The 21,373-nt window shown below is 65.9% G+C and carries 18 protein-coding genes; 17 read left to right on the forward strand and 1 reads right to left on the reverse strand.

All coding sequences use genetic code 11. The annotated features are described in order from the left end of the window. Positions 1 to 8 precede the first annotated feature (8 nt). From AAE027_RS36570 to AAE027_RS36615, 10 genes are all read left to right on the forward strand, one after another. A complete protein-coding gene (locus AAE027_RS36570; RefSeq protein WP_370990767.1) occupies positions 9 to 1,925 on the forward strand; it encodes a nitric oxide reductase activation protein NorD in 1,917 nt (638 codons plus the stop codon). A 76-nt stretch (positions 1,926 to 2,001) separates the two neighbouring features. Continuing rightward, the gene (locus AAE027_RS36575) at positions 2,002 to 2,667 is read left to right on the forward strand and encodes an HAD family hydrolase (RefSeq protein WP_370990768.1); all 666 of its coding nucleotides are present in this window, start codon (positions 2,002 to 2,004) and stop codon (positions 2,665 to 2,667) included. A gap of 7 nt (positions 2,668 to 2,674) precedes the next feature. Next, the gene (locus AAE027_RS36580; RefSeq protein ID WP_370990769.1) at positions 2,675 to 3,625 is read left to right on the forward strand and encodes a sugar-binding transcriptional regulator; all 951 of its coding nucleotides are present in this window, start codon (positions 2,675 to 2,677) and stop codon (positions 3,623 to 3,625) included. Between the two features lie 323 nt (positions 3,626 to 3,948). Continuing rightward, complete coding sequence (locus AAE027_RS36585) at positions 3,949 to 5,262, forward strand: ABC transporter substrate-binding protein (protein WP_091892386.1); 1,314 nt, start codon at positions 3,949 to 3,951, stop codon at positions 5,260 to 5,262. Between the two features lie 88 nt (positions 5,263 to 5,350). Beyond that, entirely contained in the window at positions 5,351 to 6,223 is an 873-nt protein-coding gene (locus AAE027_RS36590; RefSeq protein WP_370990770.1) for a carbohydrate ABC transporter permease, read from the forward strand. A 1-nt stretch (position 6,224) separates the two neighbouring features. After that, entirely contained in the window at positions 6,225 to 7,055 is an 831-nt protein-coding gene (locus AAE027_RS36595) for a carbohydrate ABC transporter permease (protein WP_128934841.1), read from the forward strand. 15 nt (positions 7,056 to 7,070) lie between these two features. Next, a complete protein-coding gene (locus AAE027_RS36600) occupies positions 7,071 to 8,078 on the forward strand; it encodes an ABC transporter ATP-binding protein (protein ID WP_091892392.1) in 1,008 nt (335 codons plus the stop codon). Between the two features lie 31 nt (positions 8,079 to 8,109). Further along, the gene (locus AAE027_RS36605) at positions 8,110 to 8,883 is read left to right on the forward strand and encodes an SDR family NAD(P)-dependent oxidoreductase (protein WP_370990771.1); all 774 of its coding nucleotides are present in this window, start codon (positions 8,110 to 8,112) and stop codon (positions 8,881 to 8,883) included. A gap of 37 nt (positions 8,884 to 8,920) precedes the next feature. After that, positions 8,921 to 10,564 carry an FGGY-family carbohydrate kinase gene (locus AAE027_RS36610; RefSeq protein WP_370990772.1) on the forward strand — a complete coding sequence of 548 codons (1,644 nt, stop codon included), beginning with the start codon at positions 8,921 to 8,923 and terminating at the stop codon, positions 10,562 to 10,564. Between the two features lie 5 nt (positions 10,565 to 10,569). Continuing rightward, entirely contained in the window at positions 10,570 to 11,505 is a 936-nt protein-coding gene (locus AAE027_RS36615) for a carbohydrate kinase family protein (protein WP_370990773.1), read from the forward strand. A 7-nt stretch (positions 11,506 to 11,512) separates the two neighbouring features. Here the strand turns inward: AAE027_RS36615 and AAE027_RS36620 are convergent, their stop codons facing one another. Further along, positions 11,513 to 12,400, reverse strand: a complete 888-nt coding sequence (locus AAE027_RS36620) for a LysR family transcriptional regulator (protein ID WP_370990774.1) — start codon at positions 12,398 to 12,400, stop codon at positions 11,513 to 11,515. Between the two features lie 125 nt (positions 12,401 to 12,525). Here AAE027_RS36620 and AAE027_RS36625 point away from each other — a divergent pair, with 125 nt between their 5' ends. The 7 genes from AAE027_RS36625 to AAE027_RS36655 all read left to right on the forward strand — a co-directional run bounded on the left by AAE027_RS36625 (position 12,526) and on the right by AAE027_RS36655 (position 21,347). Next, on the forward strand, positions 12,526 to 13,947 hold the full coding sequence (locus AAE027_RS36625; protein WP_370990775.1) for an amidase: 1,422 nt from the start codon (positions 12,526 to 12,528) through the stop codon (positions 13,945 to 13,947). 84 nt (positions 13,948 to 14,031) lie between these two features. Continuing rightward, the gene (locus tag AAE027_RS36630; protein WP_370990776.1) at positions 14,032 to 14,982 is read left to right on the forward strand and encodes an ABC transporter permease; all 951 of its coding nucleotides are present in this window, start codon (positions 14,032 to 14,034) and stop codon (positions 14,980 to 14,982) included. Next, the gene (locus tag AAE027_RS36635; RefSeq protein WP_091892406.1) at positions 14,979 to 15,866 is read left to right on the forward strand and encodes an ABC transporter permease; all 888 of its coding nucleotides are present in this window, start codon (positions 14,979 to 14,981) and stop codon (positions 15,864 to 15,866) included. The genes AAE027_RS36630 and AAE027_RS36635 overlap by 4 nt, the downstream gene beginning before the upstream one ends. A gap of 2 nt (positions 15,867 to 15,868) precedes the next feature. Then, complete coding sequence (locus AAE027_RS36640) at positions 15,869 to 16,882, forward strand: ABC transporter ATP-binding protein (protein WP_370990777.1); 1,014 nt, start codon at positions 15,869 to 15,871, stop codon at positions 16,880 to 16,882. Next, a complete protein-coding gene (locus AAE027_RS36645; protein ID WP_370990778.1) occupies positions 16,879 to 17,889 on the forward strand; it encodes an ABC transporter ATP-binding protein in 1,011 nt (336 codons plus the stop codon). The genes AAE027_RS36640 and AAE027_RS36645 overlap by 4 nt, the downstream gene beginning before the upstream one ends. 54 nt (positions 17,890 to 17,943) lie before the next feature. Further along, entirely contained in the window at positions 17,944 to 19,440 is a 1,497-nt protein-coding gene (locus AAE027_RS36650; protein ID WP_370990779.1) for an ABC transporter substrate-binding protein, read from the forward strand. 263 nt (positions 19,441 to 19,703) lie between these two features. Continuing rightward, positions 19,704 to 21,347 carry an amidase family protein gene (locus AAE027_RS36655; protein ID WP_370990780.1) on the forward strand — a complete coding sequence of 548 codons (1,644 nt, stop codon included), beginning with the start codon at positions 19,704 to 19,706 and terminating at the stop codon, positions 21,345 to 21,347. Positions 21,348 to 21,373 lie beyond the last annotated feature (26 nt).

A 21,373-nucleotide genomic window follows, 5' to 3' on the forward strand; every position in this document is an offset into this window, starting at 1 on the left:
CCACCGCCATGCTCGATTTCCTCGAACTGGAGGAGACGGTCGGCCGCGCCTGGCACAGAATGGTTGGCGGCACCGCGAGCTATCCGGTTCACGAGGATCAGGCTGTCACGCTGACGGAGATGAAAAGCCGGCTCGCGGTGATGTTCCGCGCGCTCGGCGGCGAGACCGGCGTGCAGATCGCGAGCGCAGGGGCCCGAAAGTCCGCCCACCGGCTCGGTTGGCGGCAGCGCATCGGCCTCGGCGACGAGCGCCTCGAGCAGCCGGGCCGCGACGCTGCGACCATCTTCCTTCCCGACCGCATCGCGATCTTTTCCGACCGTGCGCTGAATGCATCGCTCTATCGCTGGCTTGCGGCGTGGTTCGCGGCTGCGCCGGTCGAGGCGATCGCGGAGGCGGATCCGCTCAGGCGCGATCTCCTAATGCTGCGTCGCGCCAGCGAGACGGCAGTCTGGGTGCTCACGCAATTCCCGGGGCTTGTCGCCGATTACGCGCAGCTCGCTGTGGCCACCGCCGAGGCCCGGCCTCAGCGCCCTCTGCCGCGCGTCGAGCGCGAGGTGGAACAGATCGTCCCGGCCTTGCTCGGAACCGGAAAAGCGCCCGCAGGCCAGCTGTGGCCAGCGATGATGGGGACGGGCCCGCTCCCGGACAAGGCGCCGCCGGGCTATCGTTCGATCCTGCCGTGCCCACTCTGGGGCGATTGCTGGACCCGCGAGCTCTCGCCCGCGCATGCCGGCGAGGACGAGTGCGCGCCGGGCGCGGCACCTGCGCCGTCGGACGATCGCAGACGGTTTGCGGTGCGCGAGCGTGAGGACAATGCCAATCGTCGCGATCCCTTCGTGCTCAACCGCTTCGAGAAGATCCTCGCCATGGCCGAGATGGTCAATGTCGATCGTCCCGCCGATGACAGCGAGGACGAGGATGCGCAGAAGGCGGCCGACGATCTCGAGGAGATCACGCTCAGCCGCCGCAGCGGCAAGCCCGCGAGCCGGCTCAAATTCGATCTCGACCTGCCGCCGGAAGCCCTCGATACGTCGCGCCTGAACGCGGACCTGAGCTATCCCGAATGGGACTATCGCAGCGGCACCTATCTGCCGGATCATTGCCGCGTACTCGCGGCTGCGGCGTCCGAACAAGGTGAGAGCTGGACGGCGGATGACGCCATGCGCCGCCATATCCGCCAGGTGCGTCGCCGCTTCGAAGTCTTGCGTCCGCGTCACGAATTGATGCGCGCCCAGGCCGACGGCCACGACCTCGATCTCGACGCGCTCGTGCGCGCGCGCTGCGACCTTCGCGCCGGCAGCAGCAGTGGTCTCGATCGCATCCATGTCGCAATGCGCCCGCAGGGGCACGATCTCGCTGTCACGCTGCTGGTCGACGTCTCGCTCTCCACCGACGCCTGGGTCGACGGTTATCGCGTGCTCGATGTCGAGAAGGAGGCGCTGCTCGTGCTCGCGCATGGGCTGTCGGCCTGCGGCGACCACCACAGCATCCTGACCTTCACCTCGCGCCGGCGCTTATGGGTGCGGCTGGAGACGGTCAAGGCCTTCGGCGAGCCGATGAGCGGGGCGGTGGAGCGCCGCATCGGCGCGCTCAAGCCCGGCTATTACACGCGGATCGGCGCCGCGGTACGCCACGCCGCAGCCGAACTCGCGCGCCAGCCGCAGCGCAAGAAGCTGCTGCTCGTTCTCACCGACGGCAAGCCGAACGACGTCGATCACTATGAAGGCCGGTTCGCGGTCGAGGACACCCGGAAATCCGTGCAGGAGGCGCGCCGGCTCGGCATCGCCGCATTCGGCGTGACCGTGGACGCGACCGCGCAATCCTATTTCCCGACCCTGTTCGGCCGCGGCGGCTACGCCATCGTCGGCAACATCAAGCGTTTGCCGGCGGCGCTGCCGGCGATCTACCGGCAGGTGGCGCATTGAGGTACAGGAAGTGCCCCCGAGGGCTTGCTCCGGCTGAGCTATTGCTCATACGATGGGTATATGATCGAATGGCCGGATGGACCTGGACCGGCCAAAACCCGATCTGATCATCTTCGACTGCGACGGCGTGCTCGTCGACAGCGAGCTGTTGAGCTGCCGCTGCCTGTCCGAAGTGCTGGCCGAATTCGGCTTCGCGCTCAGTGAGGGGCAGGCGCTCGAGCTCTTTCTCGGGCGCAGCACCAAGGCGATCGAGCAGCATTATCGCGATCTCGGGCAAATCGTGCCGGACGGCTTCCTGCCGCGCTTGAAGTCGCGCGTGCTCGAGACATTTGCCGCTTCGCTGGAACCGATCCCCGGGGTGGGGGCGGTGGTGTCGGACTTGACGGTGCCGTTCTGCGTGGCCTCGTCGAGCGATATCGACCGCGTATCGCTCTCGCTCGAGGTCACCGGCCTCAGGCCGCTGTTCGACAACCGCATCTACACGGCGCAGATGGTCAGGCACGGCAAGCCGGCACCCGACCTTTTCCTCCATGCGGCCGAGAAGATGCGCATACCGCCCGCGCGCACATTGGTGATCGAGGACAGCGTCAGCGGCGTGCAGGCAGGCAAGGCGGCCGGCATGACCGTCTGGGGATTTGTCGGTGGCGGCCATTACAGCAGCCGGGACGGGCACGCTATATTGTCGGACGCCGGGGCCGATCGGGTCTTCGGGCGCATGAGCGATTTCTGGAAGGGGGCGTAAGGCCCGCATGGCCGCCGAGAACGAGAAATCAAGGCTCGACGACGCCGCGCGCGCGGGCTGGCTCTATTTCATTGCCGGTCATACCCAGGACGAGATCGCAAAGATGCTCCAGGTCTCGCGCGCGTCGGCGCAGCGGCTGGTCTCGCTGTGCCTCGCCGAGCGGCTGATCACCTTCCGGCTCGAGCATCCCATCGCCGCCTGCATGGAGCTGGCGGCGCGGCTGAAGCAGCGCTTTGATCTCGTTCATTGCGAGGTGGTGCCGGCCGACCCTGCCGCGCCGCAGGCCACCGCGGGCATTGCCGAGCGTTGCGCCAACCTGCTCGATTCCACGCTGCGCTCGGAGACGCCGGTCATCGTCGCGCTCGGTACGGGCCGCGCGGTACGCGCCGCGGTCGAGCGCGTCACGCCGATCGATCGGCCCAACCACCAGATCGTCTCGCTGGTCGGCAACATCTCCGCCGATGGCTCGGCGAGCTTCTACGACACCGTCGGCCGGCTCGCCGACCGCACCGGCGCGCGGCATTATCCGATGCCCTTGCCGTTCCTGATGTCGTCGGAGGACGAGCGCAACAAGATGGTCCGCATCGAGCCGATCGCCAAGGTGAAGGCGGTCGCGGCCAAGGCGGACCTTCGCCTCGTCGGCATCGGCCAGATGGACCAGAAGGCGCAGGTGCATGTCGATGGCTTCGTCACGCGTGATGAATTATTCGAGATGATGCGGTTAGGTGCCATCGGCGAGATCACCGGCTGGGCCTATGATTCCAGGGGCCGCCTGCTCAAATCCGGCACCAACAAGCGCCTCACCAGCATCCCGCCGGAAGTCCCGGCCAACACCACGACGATCGGCGCGGCGGTGGGCGCCGCCAAGGTGCCGGCGATCGCGGCGGCGCTGAACGGGCGGTTGATCAACGGGTTGATCACGGACGAGGCGACGGCAAGGGCGATCTTGGAGCGGTAGGGCGCGCTCGCGCGGAAGCGGGAGTCGACTCCCCTCCCGCTTGCGGGAGAGGGCTGGGGAGAGGGTCTCTCGACTGGCAAGACTCCCCAAGAGGAGAAAACCCTCACCCGCATCGCATCTTTCAATGCGATGCGACCTCTCCCGCAAGCGGGAGAGGTGGAGAACGCCGCCACCCCTATGCGCGACATTACAAAGCCTCCCGCACCGCAGCACTCATAAGTTGCTTGAACGCTCGCGCGCCTGCTTGACAACCGTCTTCCTTGGGCTGAACATACGCCCAACGCGTGGGCATATGCTCAAAACGCGATTCTAGGGAGGTCACCGTGAAACACGTCCTGGGCGCCGTCTGCGGCGCGTCTTGCCTGCTGTTGGCCATCCCCGCGATGGCCGAAACGACCCTGACCATCGCCACCGTCAACAATGGCGACATGATCCGCATGCAGGGGCTGACGGGTGAGTTCACCAAGAAGAACCCCGATATCACCGTGAAATGGGTGACGCTGGAGGAGAACGTGCTGCGCCAGCGCGTCACCACCGACATCGCCACCAAGGGCGGCCAATTCGACGTGCTGACCATTGGCACCTATGAGGTGCCGATCTGGGCCAAGAAGGGCTGGCTGGTGCCGCTTGCCAATCTCGGCGCCGATTACGACGTCGCCGACCTCTTGCCGAAGATCAAGGATGCGGTCTCCGTCGACGGCAAGCTCTACGCCGCGCCGTTCTATGGCGAGAGCTCGATGGTGATGTACCGCACCGATTTGTTCGAGAAGGCCGGCCTGAAGATGCCGGAGAAACCGACCTGGGATTTCGTCATCGACGCCGCCAAGAAGCTCACCGACAAGAGCGCCGGCGTCTACGGCATTTGCCTGCGCGGCAAGGCCGGCTGGGGCGAGAACATGGCGTTCCTCTCGGCCATGGCCAATTCCTACGGCGCGCGCTGGTTCGACGAGAAGTGGGAGCCGCAGTTCAATACGCCGGAATGGAAGGCGACGCTGACCACCTACGTCAATCTCATGAAGGAAGCCGGTCCTCCCGGCGCGAGCTCCAACGGCTTCAACGAGAATCTGGCGCTGTTCAACGCCGGCAAGTGCGCAATGTGGATTGATGCCACGGTTGCGGCGTCCTTCGTCACCAATCCGAAGGATTCCAAGGTCGCCGACAAGGTCGGCTTCGCGCTCGCACCCAACACCGGGCTCGGCAAGAACGCCAATTGGCTGTGGGCCTGGAATCTCGCGATCCCCGCCGGCTCCAAGAAGACGGAAGCCGCCGAGAAGTTCATCGCCTGGGCCACGAGCAAGGACTACACCAAGCTCGTGGCGTCGAAGGAGGGCTGGGCCAACGTGCCGCCGGGTACGCGGACCTCGCTCTACCAGAACCAGGACTATCTGAAGGTCGCTCCCTTCGCCAAGCTGACGCTGGCCTCGATCGATGCCGCCGATCCGAACAAGCCGACGGTGAAGCCGGTGCCTTACGTCGGCGTACAATACGCCGCGATCCCCGAATTCCAGGGCATCGGCACGCAGGTGGGCCAGCAGTTCTCGGCTGCCCTTGCGGGATCAATGACGGTCGATGCCGCGCTGACCGCGGCGCAATCCTCCACCGAGCGCGAGATGAAACGCGCCGGCTACATCAAGTGAACCCGAGCTCTCCCTCCTGAGCTCAAACTGGCGGCCATCCGCCGTACGGATGGATGGCCGCCTTCTTCCCCGAAAGGAGAAGCCAGGGATGGCAACCCGGCAGACGCAGTTCCTTGCGCGCTCGCTCCTGACGCCGGCCGTCGGGCTGCTGTTCATCTGGATGATCGTCCCGCTTGCGCTGACGATCTATTTTGCGACGCTGCATTACAGCCTGCTCGATCCCGGCTCGGAATCGTTCGTCGGTCTGGAAAACTTCCGCTACTTCCTCACCGATCCGGCCTTCCTTGCCTCGCTCCAGAACACCCTGGTGCTGGTCGGCTCCGTGCTGGCGCTGACCATCCTGCTCGGCATTCCCCTGGCGCTGCTGATGGATCAGCCCGTGATCGGACGCAATTTCGTCCGGCTGATGGTGATCGCGCCGTTCTTCGTGATGCCGACGGTGAGCGCGCTGGTCTGGAAGAACCTGTTGATGCACCCGGTGTCGGGATTGTTCGCCTGGCTCGCTTCGCTCTTCGGCCTGACACCGATCGACTGGTTCAACGATATGCCGCTGTTTGCGGTGATCCTGATCGTGACGTGGCAATGGCTGCCGTTCGCGATGCTGATCCTGCTTACTGCACTGCAATCACTCGATGAGGAGCAGAAGGAGGCCGCCGAGATGGATGGCGCCAGCGCCGTCTCGACCTTCATCTACATCACCTTGCCGCACCTCGCGCGCCCCATCACGGTGGTGATCCTGATCGAGACCATCTTCCTGCTCACCGTGTTCGCCGAGATCTTTGTCACCACTGGCGGCGGGCCGGGCTTGCAGACCACCAACATCGCCTTCCTGATTTATTCGCAGGCGCTGATCCAGTTCGACGTCGGCAGCGCCTCCGCGGGCGGCCTCGTTGCGGTGGTGATCGCCAATGTCGTCGCCTTCTTCCTGGTCCGCATCGTTGGCCGCAACCTGGAGGCCTGACATGGCACGGATGGCGACGACGCGGCGGGTGGCGATATCGACGGCAGCGGCCTGGCTGTTCGGATTTCTGATCTTCTTCCCGATCCTGTGGATGGTGCTGGCGAGCTTCAAGACCGAGCTCGAGGCCTTCGCCGTCCCGCCATCCTTCCTGTTCTTCCATTGGACCACGGAAAACTACGCGACGGTGCAGGAGCGCAGCGACTATTTCCACCACGCGATGAACTCGATCATCATCGCCGGCGGCTCGACGCTGATTGCGCTCCTGATCGCCATTCCCGCGGCCTGGTCGATGGCGTTCTCGCCGACCAAGCGCACCAAGGACATCCTGCTCTGGATGCTCTCGACCAAGATGATGCCGCCGGTCGGTGTGTTGGTGCCGATCTACCTGATCTACAAGTTCTTCGGCCTGCTCGATTCCCGCATCGGCCTCGTCTTCATCCTGTGCCTCGGCAATTTGCCGATCGTGATCTGGATGCTGTTCACCTATTTCAAGGAGATCCCGCGCGATATCCTGGAGGCCGCGCGCATGGACGGCGCAACAATAGGCCGCGAGCTCGTCTACGTGCTGACGCCGATGGCGATCCCGGGGCTCGCCTCGACTTTGCTGCTCAACCTGATCCTGGCCTGGAACGAGGCGTTCTGGACGCTCAACCTGTCGACCTCGAACGCCGCGCCGCTCACCACGTTCATCGCTTCCTATTCGAGCCCGGAAGGGCTGTTCTGGGCAAAGCTGTCGGCGGCCTCGACGCTGGCGATCGCGCCCATTCTCGTCCTCGGTTGGTTCAGCCAGAAGCAGCTCGTGCGCGGGCTCACTTTCGGCGCGGTGAAGTAGAGGGGCTGCCGGATCATGGGTCAGATCACACTTCAGGACGTGCAGAAATCCTTCGGCCCCGTGCACATCATCAAAGGCGCCGATTTGGACATCGCCGACGGCTCCTTCGTGGTGTTCGTCGGTCCCTCCGGCTGCGGCAAGACCACGCTGCTGCGGCTGATCGCCGGGCTCGAGGACGTCTCCGGCGGTAAGATCCTGATCGACGGCAAGAACGTCGTCGACACGCCGCCGGCCAAGCGCGGGCTGTCGATGGTGTTCCAGTCCTATGCGCTCTATCCGCATATGAGCGTGCGCGGCAATATCGGCTTCGGCCTGAAGATGGCCGGCCTTGCCAAGGACGAGATCAACCGCAAGGTGGAGGCGGCGGCCGCGACGCTGAATCTCACGCCGTATCTCGATCGCAAGCCGCGCGAACTCTCCGGCGGCCAGCGCCAGCGCGTCGCGATCGGGCGGGCCATCGTGCGCGAGCCCAAGGCGTTCCTGTTCGACGAGCCGCTCTCCAACCTCGATGCGGCGCTGCGCGTGCAGATGCGCATCGAGGTGACGCGGCTGCAGAAGCAGCTCGGCACCACCGCGATCTACGTCACCCACGACCAGGTCGAGGCCATGACCATGGCCGACAAGATCGTCGTGCTCAACGGCGGCAAGATCGAGCAATATGGCTCGCCACTGGATCTCTACGAGCGGCCGGCCAATCTCTTCGTCGCCGGCTTCATCGGCTCGCCCAAGATGAATTTCGTCACCGGTGAGCCGGCCTTGCAGAAGGGGGCCGTGACGATCGGTGTGCGGCCGGAGCACCTCAAGATCGAGCGCGACGGTGCCGGCGGCTGGCAGGGCACGATCGCGGTGGCCGAGCATCTCGGTAGCGACACCTTTCTTTATGTCGATGCCGGCCCGCTCGGCATGCTGACGGCGCGCTACATCGGCGAATTGAGCCTGCACGCCGGCGATCGCGTGTCGCTGGTGCCGGACCCTGCGCGCATCCATCGCTTCGACCAGGGCGGCAACGCGCTTCGAGGCTGAGAAGAAACGGCAAGAAAACGGAAAGACCACCATGTACCTGGAAAAATTCAAGCTGAACGGCAAGACTGCGTTCATCACCGGCGGCGGGCAGGGCATTGGGCTCGCCTGCGCCGAGGCGCTGGCCGAGGCCGGCGCCAAGGTCATCATCGGCGATCGCGACAGCAAGGTCGCCGACAGCGCGAAAGCCAGCCTGAAGGCTAAGGGCTACGACATCGAGACCGCGATCATGGACGTCACCGATACCAAGCGTGTGGCGGACGTCGCGAACGACCTCGTCGCCCGCCACGGCAAGGTCGATATCCTCGTCAACAATGCCGGCATTGCGCGCAGCGAGACGCCGGCGGAGACCGTGACCGACGAGCACTGGCTCAACGTCATCGACGTCAATCTCAACGGCACCTTCTGGTGCTGCCGCGAGTTCGGCAAGCATATGCTGAAGGCCAAAAGCGGCGCCATCGTCAATGTCGGCTCGATGTCCGGCTTCATCGTCAACAAGCCGCAGGAGCAGTGCTTCTACAACGCCTCCAAGGCCGGCGTGCACCACCTCACCAAATCGCTCGCCGCCGAATGGGGCGCGCGCGGCATCCGCGTCAACGCGGTGGCGCCGACCTATATCGAGACGCCGCTGAACGCCTTCGTGAAGAGCAACCCGAAAATGTACGACGCCTGGATCGGTGGAACCCCGATGGCCCGGATGGGGCAGGTCGAGGAGATCGCCTCCGTCGTGCTGTTCCTCTCGTCCGAGGCCGCAAGCCTGATGACCGGCAGCATCGTGCTGGTGGATGGCGGCTACACTTGCTGGTAGGCTTGCGTCAAGACTGACGAAGCGACCGGGAGCGACAATGCCGCGAGCGTATATCGGTGTCGATGTAGGGACCACGAGCACGCGGGCAGGGGTGTTTGACGAGGCGGGCACGCTGCTCGCGATGGCGCGGCACCCGATCCGGATCTGGCACGAGGCCGGCGATATCGTCGAGCAGTCGTCCCAGGACATCTGGGACGCCTGCGCGACATCGGTACGCGCGGCGATGATGGAAGCTGGCATCACGCCCGACGGCGTCGGCGGTATCGGCTTCGACGGCACCTGTTCGCTGGTCGTGCTCGACAGGGAAGGCGATCCACTCACGGTCAGCGGCTCCGGCGACAAGCAGCGCAACGTCATCGTCTGGATGGACCACCGCGCCACCGCTGAGGCGCGACTGATCAACGAGACCGAGGATGCCGTGCTACGCTATGTCGGCGGTTCGATCTCGCCCGAGATGGAGATGCCTAAGCTGCTGTGGCTGAAGCGGCATCTTCGCGCGAGTTTCGACGCCGCTGGTCACTTCTTCGATCTGGCCGATTACCTGACCTGGCGCGCGACCGGCTCGCTCCAGCGCTCGACTTGCACCGTCACCTGCAAGTGGAACTACCTCGCGCATGACGGCGGCTGGAGCGCGCCGTTCTTCAAGCGCATCGGGCTGTCGGATTTCGTGGCCGAGACATATGCCCGCATCGGCACCGAGATCGTCGCCCCCGGCACGCGGCTCGGTGCAGGTCTCACCCCGGCTGCTGCGGCTGATCTCGGCCTGTCGCCGGGCACGCCGGTCGGCGCGTCGCTGATCGATGCGCATGCCGGCGGCATCGGCGCGATCGGCGGCCGCGACGGCTCGGGCGGGGCGACCGACGCGTGCGATCGTCTCGCCTATATCATGGGCACTTCGGCCTGCATCATGGCGACCACGAAGGAACCGTGCTTCGTGCCCGGCGTGTGGGGGCCTTATTACTCCGGCATGGTGCCGGACTTCTGGCTCAACGAAGGCGGCCAGTCGGCCGCGGGCGCTGCGATCGACCATCTCCTCAAGTCGCATCCGGGCCATGCCGAGGCCAGCGCGGCGGCGCGCAACGAGGGTCTCGACCTCATCGACTTCCTCGAGCGCCGCATCATCGCGCGCGCAGGCGATGCCAGCCGCGCCGCGCTGCTCGCCCGCGACGTCCATGTGCTGCCCGAATTCATCGGCAACCGCTCGCCCTACGCCGACCCTGATACGCGCGCCGTGATCGCCGGCCTCGATCTCGACACCGATATCGCCTCGATGGAGCGACTGTTCGTCGCCGGCCTGTGTGGGCTCGCCTACGGGCTGGCCGAGGTGATCGAGGCCTTTGCCGCGCACGGCGTGCGCTCCAGCATCATGATCATGGGCGGCGGCGCCAGCCGCAGCCCGCTAGTGCGGCAGATCATGGCCGACACCACCGGTCTCACGGTCGCGCTGCCGCAGACGAAAGAGCCGGTGCTGCTGGGCGCCGCGATGCTCGGCGCGGTGGCCGGCGGCGCCTATGCCTCGATCGGCGAGACCATGGCAAAGATGTCGGCGCTGGGACGCAAGAGCGAGCCGACCGCGCCCGACATGGCGGCGTTTCACGCCCGCAAGCGCGAGGTCTACAAGCTGCTGCGCGAGGTCGATCGCGGCAGCCGCGCGGCGATGCGCGACATCGCGAGAGGCTGAAAGACATGCTGATTGCCTGCGGCGATGCGCTGATCGATTTCGTGCCGACGCGGAACGCGGACGGGCGCGAGGCGGTGATGCCGGCGGTTGGCGGCTCCTGCCTCAACGTCGCGATCGGCATGGCCCGGCTGGGCGCACCCACCGGCTTCGTCGGCGGCATCTCGACCGACCTGTTCGGACGGATGATTGCCGATCACGCCGCGGCCTCGCATGTGGAGCTCAGTTTCGCCACCCGCAGCGATCACCAGACCACGCTCGCCTTTGTCCGCATCGTCGCGGGCGAGTCGCATTATGCGTTCTATGATGCCGGAACCGCGACGCGGAACTGGAGCTATCGGCGCGGATCGATTCCGTTCGATAAGGTCGAAGCCATTCATGTCGGTTCGACCACGCTGGTCAACGACCAGGGTGCGGCCGAGACGAAGGCCCTGATCGCGGACGCGCGGGCGTCATCGACCATCTCCTTCGATCCGAACTGCCGCCCCAATCTGGTCAAGGACAAGCCGGCCTATCTCACGCGCATGGCCGGCTTCGCTGCCAGCGCCGATCTCATCAAGATGTCCGACGTCGATTTCGCCTATCTCTTCGGGGACGAGCCATATCAACAACGCGCGAGCGCGCTGCTGGGGCAGGGTACGAGCCTCGTCGTCATCACCCGCGGCAACGACGGCGCGGTCGCTTGGCACGCGGGCGCAGGGCAGATTGAGGTCGCTGCGCCAAAGGTCGAGGTGGCCGACACCATTGGGGCCGGCGACAGCTTTCAGGCTGCGCTGCTGTTCGCCTTGCACAAGCAGGGTCGCATTGCCCGGCAAACCCTAAAGGACATCAGCGCCGACGAGCTCCGCCGCGCGCTGTCCTTCGCCGCCAATTGCGCCGGCCTCACTTGCACCCGTCCGGGCGCCGATCCGCCCTGGAGCTTTGAGGTGAGTTGGAGCTTGTAGCGCGGCCTCACATCCGCGCGACGGCCTTCTCGGCGCATTTGAGGAAGGTTCCGATCAGCGGACTCTGGGAATCCCGCCGCCAACAGACTGCAATGTCGAGGGAGTCGGTGACGTCACGCAGGGGTCTGAACACGATGCCACGTGGCGCGCCGAGCTGTGCGCAGGCCGGCAGGATGGCGAGACCTTCGCCGGCCAGAACCAGGCTCATCGCCGAATGCACCGTCTCCACCCGGCTGGCGATCGGCATCACGACTTGGTGCCGACGCAACAAGGGGACGACGGCGGAGGAGGCGGGCCCATGGTCCGGATGCGGGAGCGCGATCAGCGGACGGCCCTGCAGGCGGGCCATTGGCACGGAGCTCAGACGGGCGAGTGGCGAGCGGATCGGCATGGCCAGCATGAAGGGCTGCGCACCGATCCGTGCCACCTGGATCTCAGGATGATTGATTGCCGGCATGCACAAGGCGACCGTGACGCTGCGGTCGAGCACGCGGGCCTCCCGCGTCGAGGCGCTGAGCTCGGCGAAGCCGAGGTCGACGCCGGGAACTGCGCGGCGGAGCTCGGGGATGAGCCGCGGCAGCATCGCATTCGCCAACACGAACATGTAGCCCACCGACAGCCGCCCGCGCCGCCCCGAAGCAACCGCGCGTGCGGCTTCGGCCCCGTCGGCCGCAAGGGCGAGCGCTTCGCTGGCGCGCGCCAGCAGCGCCTGACCCGCCTCGGTCAGGTCCATGCCGCGGGTGCCGCGGCGGAACAGCGGCGCGCCGATCTCGGCCTCGAGCTTGCGGATCTGGACCGAGAGCGGCGGCTGCGCCATCCGGAGTTGCTCAGCCGCCTTGCCGATGCTGCGCGCCTCGGCGACGGCGACGAAATAGCGGAGCCGGCGAAGATCCATTGGCATACCGAAAGCGTATGGCTTGACGACAAAAATCGTATTGGACGACGAGTTAACAAAACTGTCATTCTCGCTGTCAATCTCTTTGGGCCAACGGCGGCCCCGCTTCGGAGCGCGATTTGACGATGAACGGCGATCCTTGTCTCTTGTCCGCAACCGAGCTGCGCGGCCTCGTCGCCGGAAAGCGGATTTCGCCGGTCGAGATCGTCCGCGCGGTTCTTGCGCGCGCCGAGGCGCTTCAGCCCGCATTGAACTGCTTCATCACGCTGTGCGGTGATGAGGCGATCGCGGCGGCGCGCGAAGCCGAGCGCAAGATGATGGCTGGCGAGCCCCTTGGCCTGCTGCACGGCATCCCCATCACCGTCAAGGACATCGTCAACACTAAGGGGGTGAGGACCACCTTCGGCGCCGTTCCCTACAAGGACAACGTGCCGACCGAGGATGCCGTCGCCGTTGCGCGGCTGCGCAGCGAGGGCGCGATCCTGATCGGCAAGACCACGACGCCGGAATTCGGCAGCAAGTGCCTGACGGACTCGCCCTTGTTCGGCCGCACCCGCAATGCGTGGGACGCGCGCCGTTCCTCCGGCGGCTCCAGCGGCGGCGCGGCGGTGGCGGTGGCGAGCGGTATTGCGCCGCTCGCGATCGCGACCGACGGCGGCGGCTCGACGCGGATTCCGGCCGCCTGCAATGGCGTGGTCGGGCTGAAGCAGAGCAACGGCGTCGTCCCGCACAGCCAGGCGCTGGACGTGTTCGGCAACCAAACCTATGTCACGCCCACCACCCGTACCGTCGCCGACACCGCGTTGATGATGCAGGCGATGGCCGGTGAGGATTCTTGCGATCCCTGGTCGATCGGCGTCCCGGTGCCTGATTTCATCGGCACCGCCGCCCCGCGCGGCGATCTGCGCGGGCAGAAGATCCTGTTCTGTGCTTCCCCGCCCGGGCGCCCGGTGTCGTCGGACGTCGCGGCCAGCTTCAAGGCGAGCCTTGATCGGCTGGCGGAGCTCGGTGCCGAGCTCGAAGAGTTCTCCGGCGACGGCTTCGACATCGAGCCGATCTGGCGCGCCATCAACCACACGGTCTGGCGCACGCGCTTTGCAAAGCTCGCGGCCGAGCACAAGGACGAGCTGAGCGAGGCCTTTCTCAAGCAGCTTGCGCTCGCAACCGAGGTCAGCGGCGTCGACTATCAGGAGGCGATGTTCGCGCGCACCGCGCTGTTCCGCCGGGTGCAATCGCTGCTTGCGCGCGGGCACCTGCTGGCGATGCCGACCCTGACGCGCACCGCGTTGCCGATCGACCAGGACCTGTTCGGCACCATCGAGATCGACGGGGCGCATTTCGACAGCGTCCGGCCGCATTGGTTCCCCTGGACCATGCCGTTCAACATGACCGGGCATCCCGCCGTCAGCCTGCCCTGCGGTTTCGACCGCGACGGCCTGCCGATCGGGCTTCAGCTCGTCGGCCGCTTCCGCGGCGACGCCGAATTGCTGCGCGTGAGCGCGCTGTTCGAGGCCTCAAGCGACCTTCTGTCCCGCTGGCCGGCTTGAGGAGATGGACATGCAGCAAAGAGCTTGCCTCCGGCGTCCAGACATGTTGATCGTGCCGCGGGTGAGCCCTGAAGCCGAGCACGCATGAGCGTCTTTGTCCTCCGACGTCTGTTGACCTTGCTGGCGACGCTGGTCGGCGCCTCGCTGATCATCTTCCTGGTGCTCGACGCGCTGCCCGGCAACGCCGCGCAGATGCTGATGGGCGCCGATGCCTCGCCGGACGCCGTCCGCGCGCTCACCGTCAAGCTCGGGCTCGACCAGCCGCTGGCGGTTCGCTATCTGCAATGGATCAAAGGCCTCCTCGTCGGCGATCTCGGCAACTCCTATGTCTACGGCACGCCGGTCGCGAGCCTGATCGCAGAGCGGCTGGTGCTGACCATTCCGCTCGCGATCATGGCCATGACAGTCACGGTGACACTGGCGCTCTCCGCCGGCATCTACACCGCCGCCAACCACAACAAGCTCGGCGACGTCGGCGTGATGTCGCTGACGCAGGTGGGCATCGCGCTGCCGAACTTCTGGTTCGCAATCCTTCTGGTGCTGTTGTTCTCGGTGCGGCTGCAATGGCTCTCGGCGGGCGGCTTTGCCGGCTGGGACGATGGCGTCTGGCCGGGCATCAAGTCGCTGCTGCTGCCGGCGATCTCGCTTGCGGTGGTACAGGCCGCGATCCTCGCGCGGGTCACCCGCTCGGCCGTGCTCGAGGTGCTGCGTGAGGACTTCGTCCGCACGGCACGTGCGAAAGGGCTCGGCAAGCGCGAGGTGCTGTGGCGCCATGTGCTTCGCAACGCCATGATCCCCGTGATGACCGTGATGGGGCTGCAATTCGCCAATCTGCTCGCCGGCACCATCGTGATCGAGAACGTGTTCTACCTGCCGGGCCTCGGCCGCCTGATCTTCCAATCGATCGCCAACCGCGACCTGATCGTGGTGCGCAACTGCGTGATGCTGCTCGCTGCCATGGTCGTCGTCGTCAATTTCGTGGTCGATGTGCTCTATGCCTTTATCGATCCCCGTATCAAGGTGCACGACCTTTGAGCGCGCCCCTGACCATTGACGCGCCGGTTGCAACGCGGCCGCTGCCGGCCCGGACGTTCTGGCGCCGCGCGCTGCGCCATCGCAGCTTCGTGCTCGGCGGCGCGCTGAGCCTGCTGGTGCTCGCCTCCGCGCTGCTGTCGCTGGTGTGGACGCCGTGGTCGCCCTACGAGATCGACATCGCTTCGAAACTCCGGCCGCCGTCTTCGGCGCACTGGCTCGGCACCGATTCTTTCGGCCGCGACATCGTCTCGCTGCTGCTTGCCGGCGCGCGTTCGACCATCATGGTCGGCATCATCGCGGTGAGCATCGGTCTCAGCTTCGGCGTCTGCCTCGGCCTGATCGCCTCGGCCAGGCGCGGCTGGACCGAAGAGATCATCATGCGCTTCGCCGATTTCAGCTTCGCCTTTCCGGCCGTGCTCTCTGCGATCATGCTCGCCGCGGTGGTCGGGCCGGGTATGGTGACCTCGATCGTCGCGATCGGAATCTTCCAGATTCCGACACTGACGCGGCTGACCCGCGGTTCGGCCAACGCGATCTGGGCGCGCGAATTCGTGCTGGCCGCGCGCGCCGCGGGCAAGGGACGCTTCCGCATCACCATCGAGCACGTCCTGCCCAACATCCTCTCGATCCTGATCGTGCAGGTCACCATCCAGTTCGCGCTCGCCATTCTCGCCGAAGCCGCTTTGTCCTATCTCGGCCTCGGCACGCAGCCGCCGCAGCCGTCATGGGGCCGGATGCTGAACGATGCGCAGACGCTGCTGTTCCAGTCGCCGATGCTTGCGGTGTATCCGGGCGCTGCGATCGCCATCGCAGTGCTCGGTCTCAACCTCCTTGGTGACGGATTGCGCGACCTGCTCGATCCCAGACTGGCGCGGGAGCGGTGACAATGGCTGATCCCGCAACCATGCCACTGATCGAGGTCGCCAATCTCGGCGTGCGCCTCAACACCAGCCGCGGGCCGGCGCAGGCCGTGCGTGGCGTCAGCTTTGCCCTCAAGCGCGGCGAGACGCTCGGGCTCGTCGGGGAATCCGGCTGCGGCAAGTCGGTCACGGCACTCTCTCTGATGGGGCTGCTGCCTGACAGCGCGGTCGTCAGTGGCAGCATCAAGCTGGATGGCAACGAGCTCGTCGGGCTTTCGGATGCCGATTATTGCCGCCTGCGCGGCAACCGCATCAGCATGATCTTCCAGGAGCCGATGACCTCGCTCAATCCGATGCACACGATCGGCCATCAGGTCGCCGAGCCGCTGCGGCGTCACAAGAGATACTCGGCGTCGCAGGCGCGGCGCGAGACCATCGCCTTGCTCGACCGCGTCGGGCTGCCGGATCCCGCACGGCGCGTCGACGCTTATCCGCACCAGTTCTCCGGCGGCCAGCGCCAGCGCATCACCATCGCCATGGCACTCGCCTGCGAGCCGGACCTGTTGATCGCGGACGAGCCGACCACCGCGCTCGACGTCACCATCCAGGGCCAGATCCTCGACCTCATCGCCGATCTCGTCGAGGAGCGCGGCATGTCGATGATCCTGATCTCGCACGATCTCGGCGTCATCGCCGAGAACGTGCAGCGCATGATGGTGATGTATGGCGGCACCGTCGTCGAGAGCGGGCCGACCGACGAGGTGTTCAGGCGCATGGGGCATCCCTATACGCAGGGCCTGTTCCGCGCCCGGCCGAAGCTCGGTGCGCGCAAGGGGACGCGGCTGAAGACGATCTCGGGCACGGTGCCGGAGCTCGCCGATCTGCCGTCCGGCTGCACCTTCTCCGACCGGTGCCCGCTGGTGATCGATCGGTGCCGCGCCGCGCTGCCGCCGATGGTGGACGTCGGACCCGGCCATTTCGTGCGCTGCATCAGGACGGACGTGTCGATGGCTGAACGCGTCGGAGCGCTGACTGCATGACCACCGCAGCCGAGCCGCTTCTCGACGTGAAGGATCTGGTGCAGCGTTACACGCTGCCGCGTGAAAGCCTGTTCCGGCCGCCGGGGCAGGTGCGCGCGCTCAATGGCGTGAACGTGCGGGTCGCCGCCGGCAAGAGCCTCGGCGTGGTCGGCGAGTCCGGATCGGGCAAGTCGACCTTCGCGCGACTGGTGATGGCGTTGGAGCGGCCCACCTCGGGCCAGGTCGCGCTGCTCGGCCGCGATCTCAACCGCATTTCTGCCGACGAGCTGCGCCGTGCCAGGCGCGATTTCCAGATGGTGTTTCAGGACCCCTACGGCTCGCTCGATCCGCGCCAGACAATTGCCCGCATCGTCGCCGAGCCGCTCACCGTGCTGGAGGAGGCCGATCGCACCAAATTCCGCGAACGCGTCGCCGCGGTGCTGCGCCAGGTCGGCTTGCGCGATGCGGACATGGACAAGTATCCACATGAGTTCTCAGGCGGCCAGCGCCAGCGCATCGCGATTGCGCGTGCCTTGATTACGCAGCCCAAGCTCATCGTGGCGGACGAGCCGGTCTCCGCGCTCGACGTCTCCGTGCAGGCACAGGTGCTGAACCTGATGCAGGACCTCCAGGAGCAGTTCGGCCTCAGCTACATTCTGATCAGCCATGACCTCGCCGTCGTCGACTATCTCTGCGACGAGGTCGCGGTGATGTATCTCGGCCGGATCGTCGAGCAGGGGCGGCCGGAGGATCTGTTCGAGCGCTGCGCCCATCCCTACACGCGGGCGCTGCTCGATGCCGTGCCGCGGGCGCGCGCCGGCGGCGGCCGGCGGCGGCGCGGAGCCCAGGCGATCGCCTCGCAAGCGGCGGCCGCGGCCGGATGCCCCTATGTGGCGCGCTGCCCGCTTGCCGACCAGCATTGCCGCGAGGTGGCGCCTGAGCTACGCAAGGTGGGCGAGGGGCACCTTGCCGCCTGCCACAAGGCCGAGGCCGTGATGGCGTTGCCGCGGGCGGCCATGGAAGGTTAATGTCCGGGGCAGGATTGGCGTAGGCTGGAAACAGAGATGGCCGGGGAGTTACGCATGTTGAGGAAACTATCGATCGTCGCCTTTGCCGCCGCGCTCGTCGCGGCGCCGCTGCCGGTGCTGGCGCAGAGCAAGAAGGACAGCGTCGTCATGGCGATGGCGCTGGAGCCGCCGGGGCTCGATCCCACCAATGCCGCCGCCGCTGCGATCGCCGAGGTCACGCTCTACAACATCTACGAGACCCTGACCAAGATCAACGAGGATGGCACCACCTCGCCCCTGCTGGCCGAGAGCTGGACCGCTTCGCCCGACCTGAAGACCTATACGTTCAAGCTACGCAAGGGCGTCAAATTCCACAATGGCGAGCCGTTCAATTCCGCCGCGGTGAAGTTCTCGTTCGAGCGCAACGCGGTGCCTACCAGCACCAACAAGGACAAGAGCCTGTACCAGAGCTTCGAGTCCGTTGCCGCGCCCGACGCCGAGACGGTCGTGATCACCTTGAAGAATTCGGAGCCGAACCTGCCATTCCTGCTGGGGCAGGCGAGCGGCTCGATCGTCGAGCCGAAGAGCGCAGCCACCAATGTCACGCAGCCGGTCGGCACCGGGCCCTATCAGTTAGGGGCCTGGGCCAAGGGCTCCTCGATCACTCTGACCAAATGGGCCGACTATCGCAATGCATCGGCGATCAAGCTGTCGAAGGTGACGATCCGCTTCATCTCCGATCCGGCGGCGCAGACCGCCGCGCTGCTCTCGGGCGACGTCGATGCGTTCCCACGCGTCTCGGCCCAGCGCACCATCGCCCAGTTCAAGGCCGACCCGCGTTTCACGGTGCTGGTCGGCGGCTCCAGGGCCAAGACCATCGTCGCGATCAACCACCGCAAGAAGCCGCTCGATGACGTCCGCGTTCGCCGCGCCATCCTCGCTGCGATCGACCGCAAGGCGATGATCGACGGTGCCGTCGATGGCTTCGGTACGCCGATCGGCAGCTTCTACGTGCCGGGCGCGCTCGGCTATGTCGACACCACCGGTATCAACCCCTACGAGCCCGAGAAGGCCAAGAAGCTGCTCAGTGAGGCCGGCGTCACCACGCCGCTCGAATTGTCGCTCAAGCTGCCGCCGCCATCCTATGCGCGGCAGGGCGGCGAGATCGTCGCAGCCCAGCTCGCCAAGGTTGGCATTGTCGCCAAGATCGAGAACGTCGAATGGGCGCAGTGGCTGTCGCAGGTGTTCGCCGGTAACGGTCCGCATAATTTCGACCTCACCATCGTCAGCCATGTCGAGCCGTTCGACCTCGTCAAGATCACCGAGCCGGACTACTACCTCGGTTACAACAACGAGAAGTTCAACGCGCTCTACAAGCAGATCGTCGCGACACCCGACGAGGCTGGTCGCGCAAAACTGCTCGGCGACGCCCAGCGCATGTTGGCCACCGACGCCGTCTCCGCCTACCTCTACCAGCCCCAGCTGATCACCATCACCAACAAGAAGCTGAAGGGTGTCTGGAAGGACGTGCCACAATACGAGAACGATTTCTCGACCTGGGCCTGGGACTAGGATCGCTCGATCAAGTCGAGCCTGTCGCTTCAATTTTTGGCCTCTCCCCATCGGGGAGAGGCCAATCGTTTGGCAGGTCCAAAACAAAAACCTGAAAAACAACCCCATGCACAGTAGCCGGGGGTAGTCATTTCAATGGTTTACGCCTTGCGCGGCTCAAAGGTCGACGCGATGCGCTGAGACATTGACCCGTCGGGCAAAACACCGGCATTATGCCATTATCGCGGCCTCATGGTTCGGAACGCCGTCAGGCGAGGCACGCCATGAAGCAGCCATCCTGCCGCGATGCTGGCATCGCCGCGGCGGCCCCTAGCGCCGAGGCGCCGACCCCTCTGAAGCTCGACGATGCACCGCTGAGCGATATCGCTCATGCCCTGGCCATTGCGCAGATCAATGCGACGGCGCTGACCAAGGCTTACCTCGCGCGCATCGAGGCCTACGACCGCAACGGGCCCGCGCTCAACGCCGTGCGCACGCTCAATCCCGATGCGCTCGCGATCGCGGGCAAGCTCGACGGCACCAAGCCATCGGCCAAGCGGCCGCTGGCGGGCATTCCAATCCTGGTGAAGGACAACATTGCGACCGGCGACGAACAGCCGACGACGGCGGGCTCGCTGGCGCTGGAAGGCGCACGTGCCCGGGACGATGCCACAATCGTCAAGCTGCTGCGGGACGCGGGCGCGGTGATCCTGGGCAAGGCGAACCTGACTGAGTTTTCCAACATGCTCGCGATCGACATGCCCGCGGGCTACTCTTCGCTAGGCGGGCAGGTGAAGAATCCTTACGCGCCTGCGCTGGTGGACGATCGCGGCATCCCGGTCGTGTCCCCGGGGGGATCGAGCTCGGGTCCGGCAGTCGCCGTGGCGGCCGGGCTGTGTGCAGCGGCGATTGGCACTGAGACCTCGGGCTCGCTGCTTTTCCCTGCCAGCCAGAATGGCCTCGTCACCGTGAAGCCGACGGTCGGGCTGATCAGCCGTGCCGGCATCGTGCCGATCGCGCATAGCCTGGACACCGCAGGGCCGATGACGCGCACGGTACGCGATGCGGCGCTGCTCCTTAACGTGCTGGCGGCGAAGGACCTGCGCGATACGGCGACAGAGCTGCAGCGGCGGCCAGCCGATTACACCGCCGACCTCACGCAGGATGCGATGAAGGGCGCGCGTATCGGCGTGCCGAGCGACCCCGCCGACCCGCTGAACGATCCCTTCTACGGCAAGCTGCCATCCAAAGGGGCGAAGGTGATGGCGGAGGCGATCAAGCTGCTGGAGGATCTCGGCGCCGTGATCGTGCGCGCCAGCATGCCGACGGCCGGCTGGATGAGCGGACCAGGTACGATCATGGCCGTGCTCAACCGCAATCCGCTGAGCGCTAACAAGGGCAATCCAGTCACGCAACGGATCGTCTTCCTCTACGAACTGAAGCGAGATCTCAACCTCTACCTGAGGGACTGGGCGACCAATACCGCCATCAAGACCATCACCGACATCGTGGCCTTCAACGAGGCGAATGCAAGCAAGGCGCTGCGTTTCGGCCAAGACCTGTTCCTCGCCGCCGACCTCACCAGAGGCGACTTACGCGAACGCGAGTACAAGTCGGCACTTGCCATGGACCTGCTCAGCGCCAGGACCCGCGGCATGGATGCCTACATGAACCGGCACAAGCTCGATGCCGTGCTGTTCCCCGGCAGCGCAGGCGCCGCGATCGCCGCCAGGGCAGGCTATCCCAGCGTCATGGTGCCCGGAGGCTTCATCTCGGGGACGACCGACGGCAAGGACACGCCGGACTATCCGCTCGGCGTCACCTTCGCAGGCCGGGCCTGGAGCGAGCACAAGCTGCTGCGTCTGGCCTACGCCTATGAAAAGGCCTCCAACATGCGCAAGCCGCCGCCAGCGTTGAGTGCGCTTTAGACTTCACTTTTCGCGCGCTTGTTAGC

It is taken from the genome of Bradyrhizobium sp. DN3 (assembly GCF_041357655.1).
Classification (GTDB): Bacteria; Pseudomonadota; Alphaproteobacteria; order Rhizobiales; family Xanthobacteraceae; genus Bradyrhizobium.

Bases quoted from the DNA above. Each gene is read 5' to 3' on its own strand.
- AAE027_RS36640 (WP_370990777.1), top strand. From the start codon at position 15,869: ATGGCTGATCCCGCAACCATGCCACTGATCGAGGTCGCCAATCTCGGC.
- AAE027_RS36605 (WP_370990771.1), top strand. From the start codon at position 8,110: ATGTACCTGGAAAAATTCAAGCTGAACGGCAAGACTGCGTTCATCACC.
- AAE027_RS36645 (WP_370990778.1), top strand. From the start codon at position 16,879: ATGACCACCGCAGCCGAGCCGCTTCTCGACGTGAAGGATCTGGTGCAG.
- AAE027_RS36600 (WP_091892392.1), top strand. From the start codon at position 7,071: ATGGGTCAGATCACACTTCAGGACGTGCAGAAATCCTTCGGCCCCGTG.
- AAE027_RS36615 (WP_370990773.1), top strand. From the start codon at position 10,570: ATGCTGATTGCCTGCGGCGATGCGCTGATCGATTTCGTGCCGACGCGG.
- AAE027_RS36580 (WP_370990769.1), top strand. From the start codon at position 2,675: ATGGCCGCCGAGAACGAGAAATCAAGGCTCGACGACGCCGCGCGCGCG.
- AAE027_RS36650 (WP_370990779.1), top strand. From the start codon at position 17,944: ATGTTGAGGAAACTATCGATCGTCGCCTTTGCCGCCGCGCTCGTCGCG.
- AAE027_RS36590 (WP_370990770.1), top strand. From the start codon at position 5,351: ATGGCAACCCGGCAGACGCAGTTCCTTGCGCGCTCGCTCCTGACGCCG.
- AAE027_RS36655 (WP_370990780.1), top strand. From the start codon at position 19,704: ATGAAGCAGCCATCCTGCCGCGATGCTGGCATCGCCGCGGCGGCCCCT.
- AAE027_RS36630 (WP_370990776.1), top strand. From the start codon at position 14,032: ATGAGCGTCTTTGTCCTCCGACGTCTGTTGACCTTGCTGGCGACGCTG.
- AAE027_RS36595 (WP_128934841.1), top strand. From the start codon at position 6,225: ATGGCACGGATGGCGACGACGCGGCGGGTGGCGATATCGACGGCAGCG.
- AAE027_RS36620 (WP_370990774.1), bottom strand. From the start codon at position 12,400: ATGGATCTTCGCCGGCTCCGCTATTTCGTCGCCGTCGCCGAGGCGCGC.
- AAE027_RS36610 (WP_370990772.1), top strand. From the start codon at position 8,921: ATGCCGCGAGCGTATATCGGTGTCGATGTAGGGACCACGAGCACGCGG.
- AAE027_RS36570 (WP_370990767.1), top strand. From the start codon at position 9: ATGCTCGATTTCCTCGAACTGGAGGAGACGGTCGGCCGCGCCTGGCAC.
- AAE027_RS36575 (WP_370990768.1), top strand. From the start codon at position 2,002: ATGGACCTGGACCGGCCAAAACCCGATCTGATCATCTTCGACTGCGAC.
- AAE027_RS36625 (WP_370990775.1), top strand. From the start codon at position 12,526: ATGAACGGCGATCCTTGTCTCTTGTCCGCAACCGAGCTGCGCGGCCTC.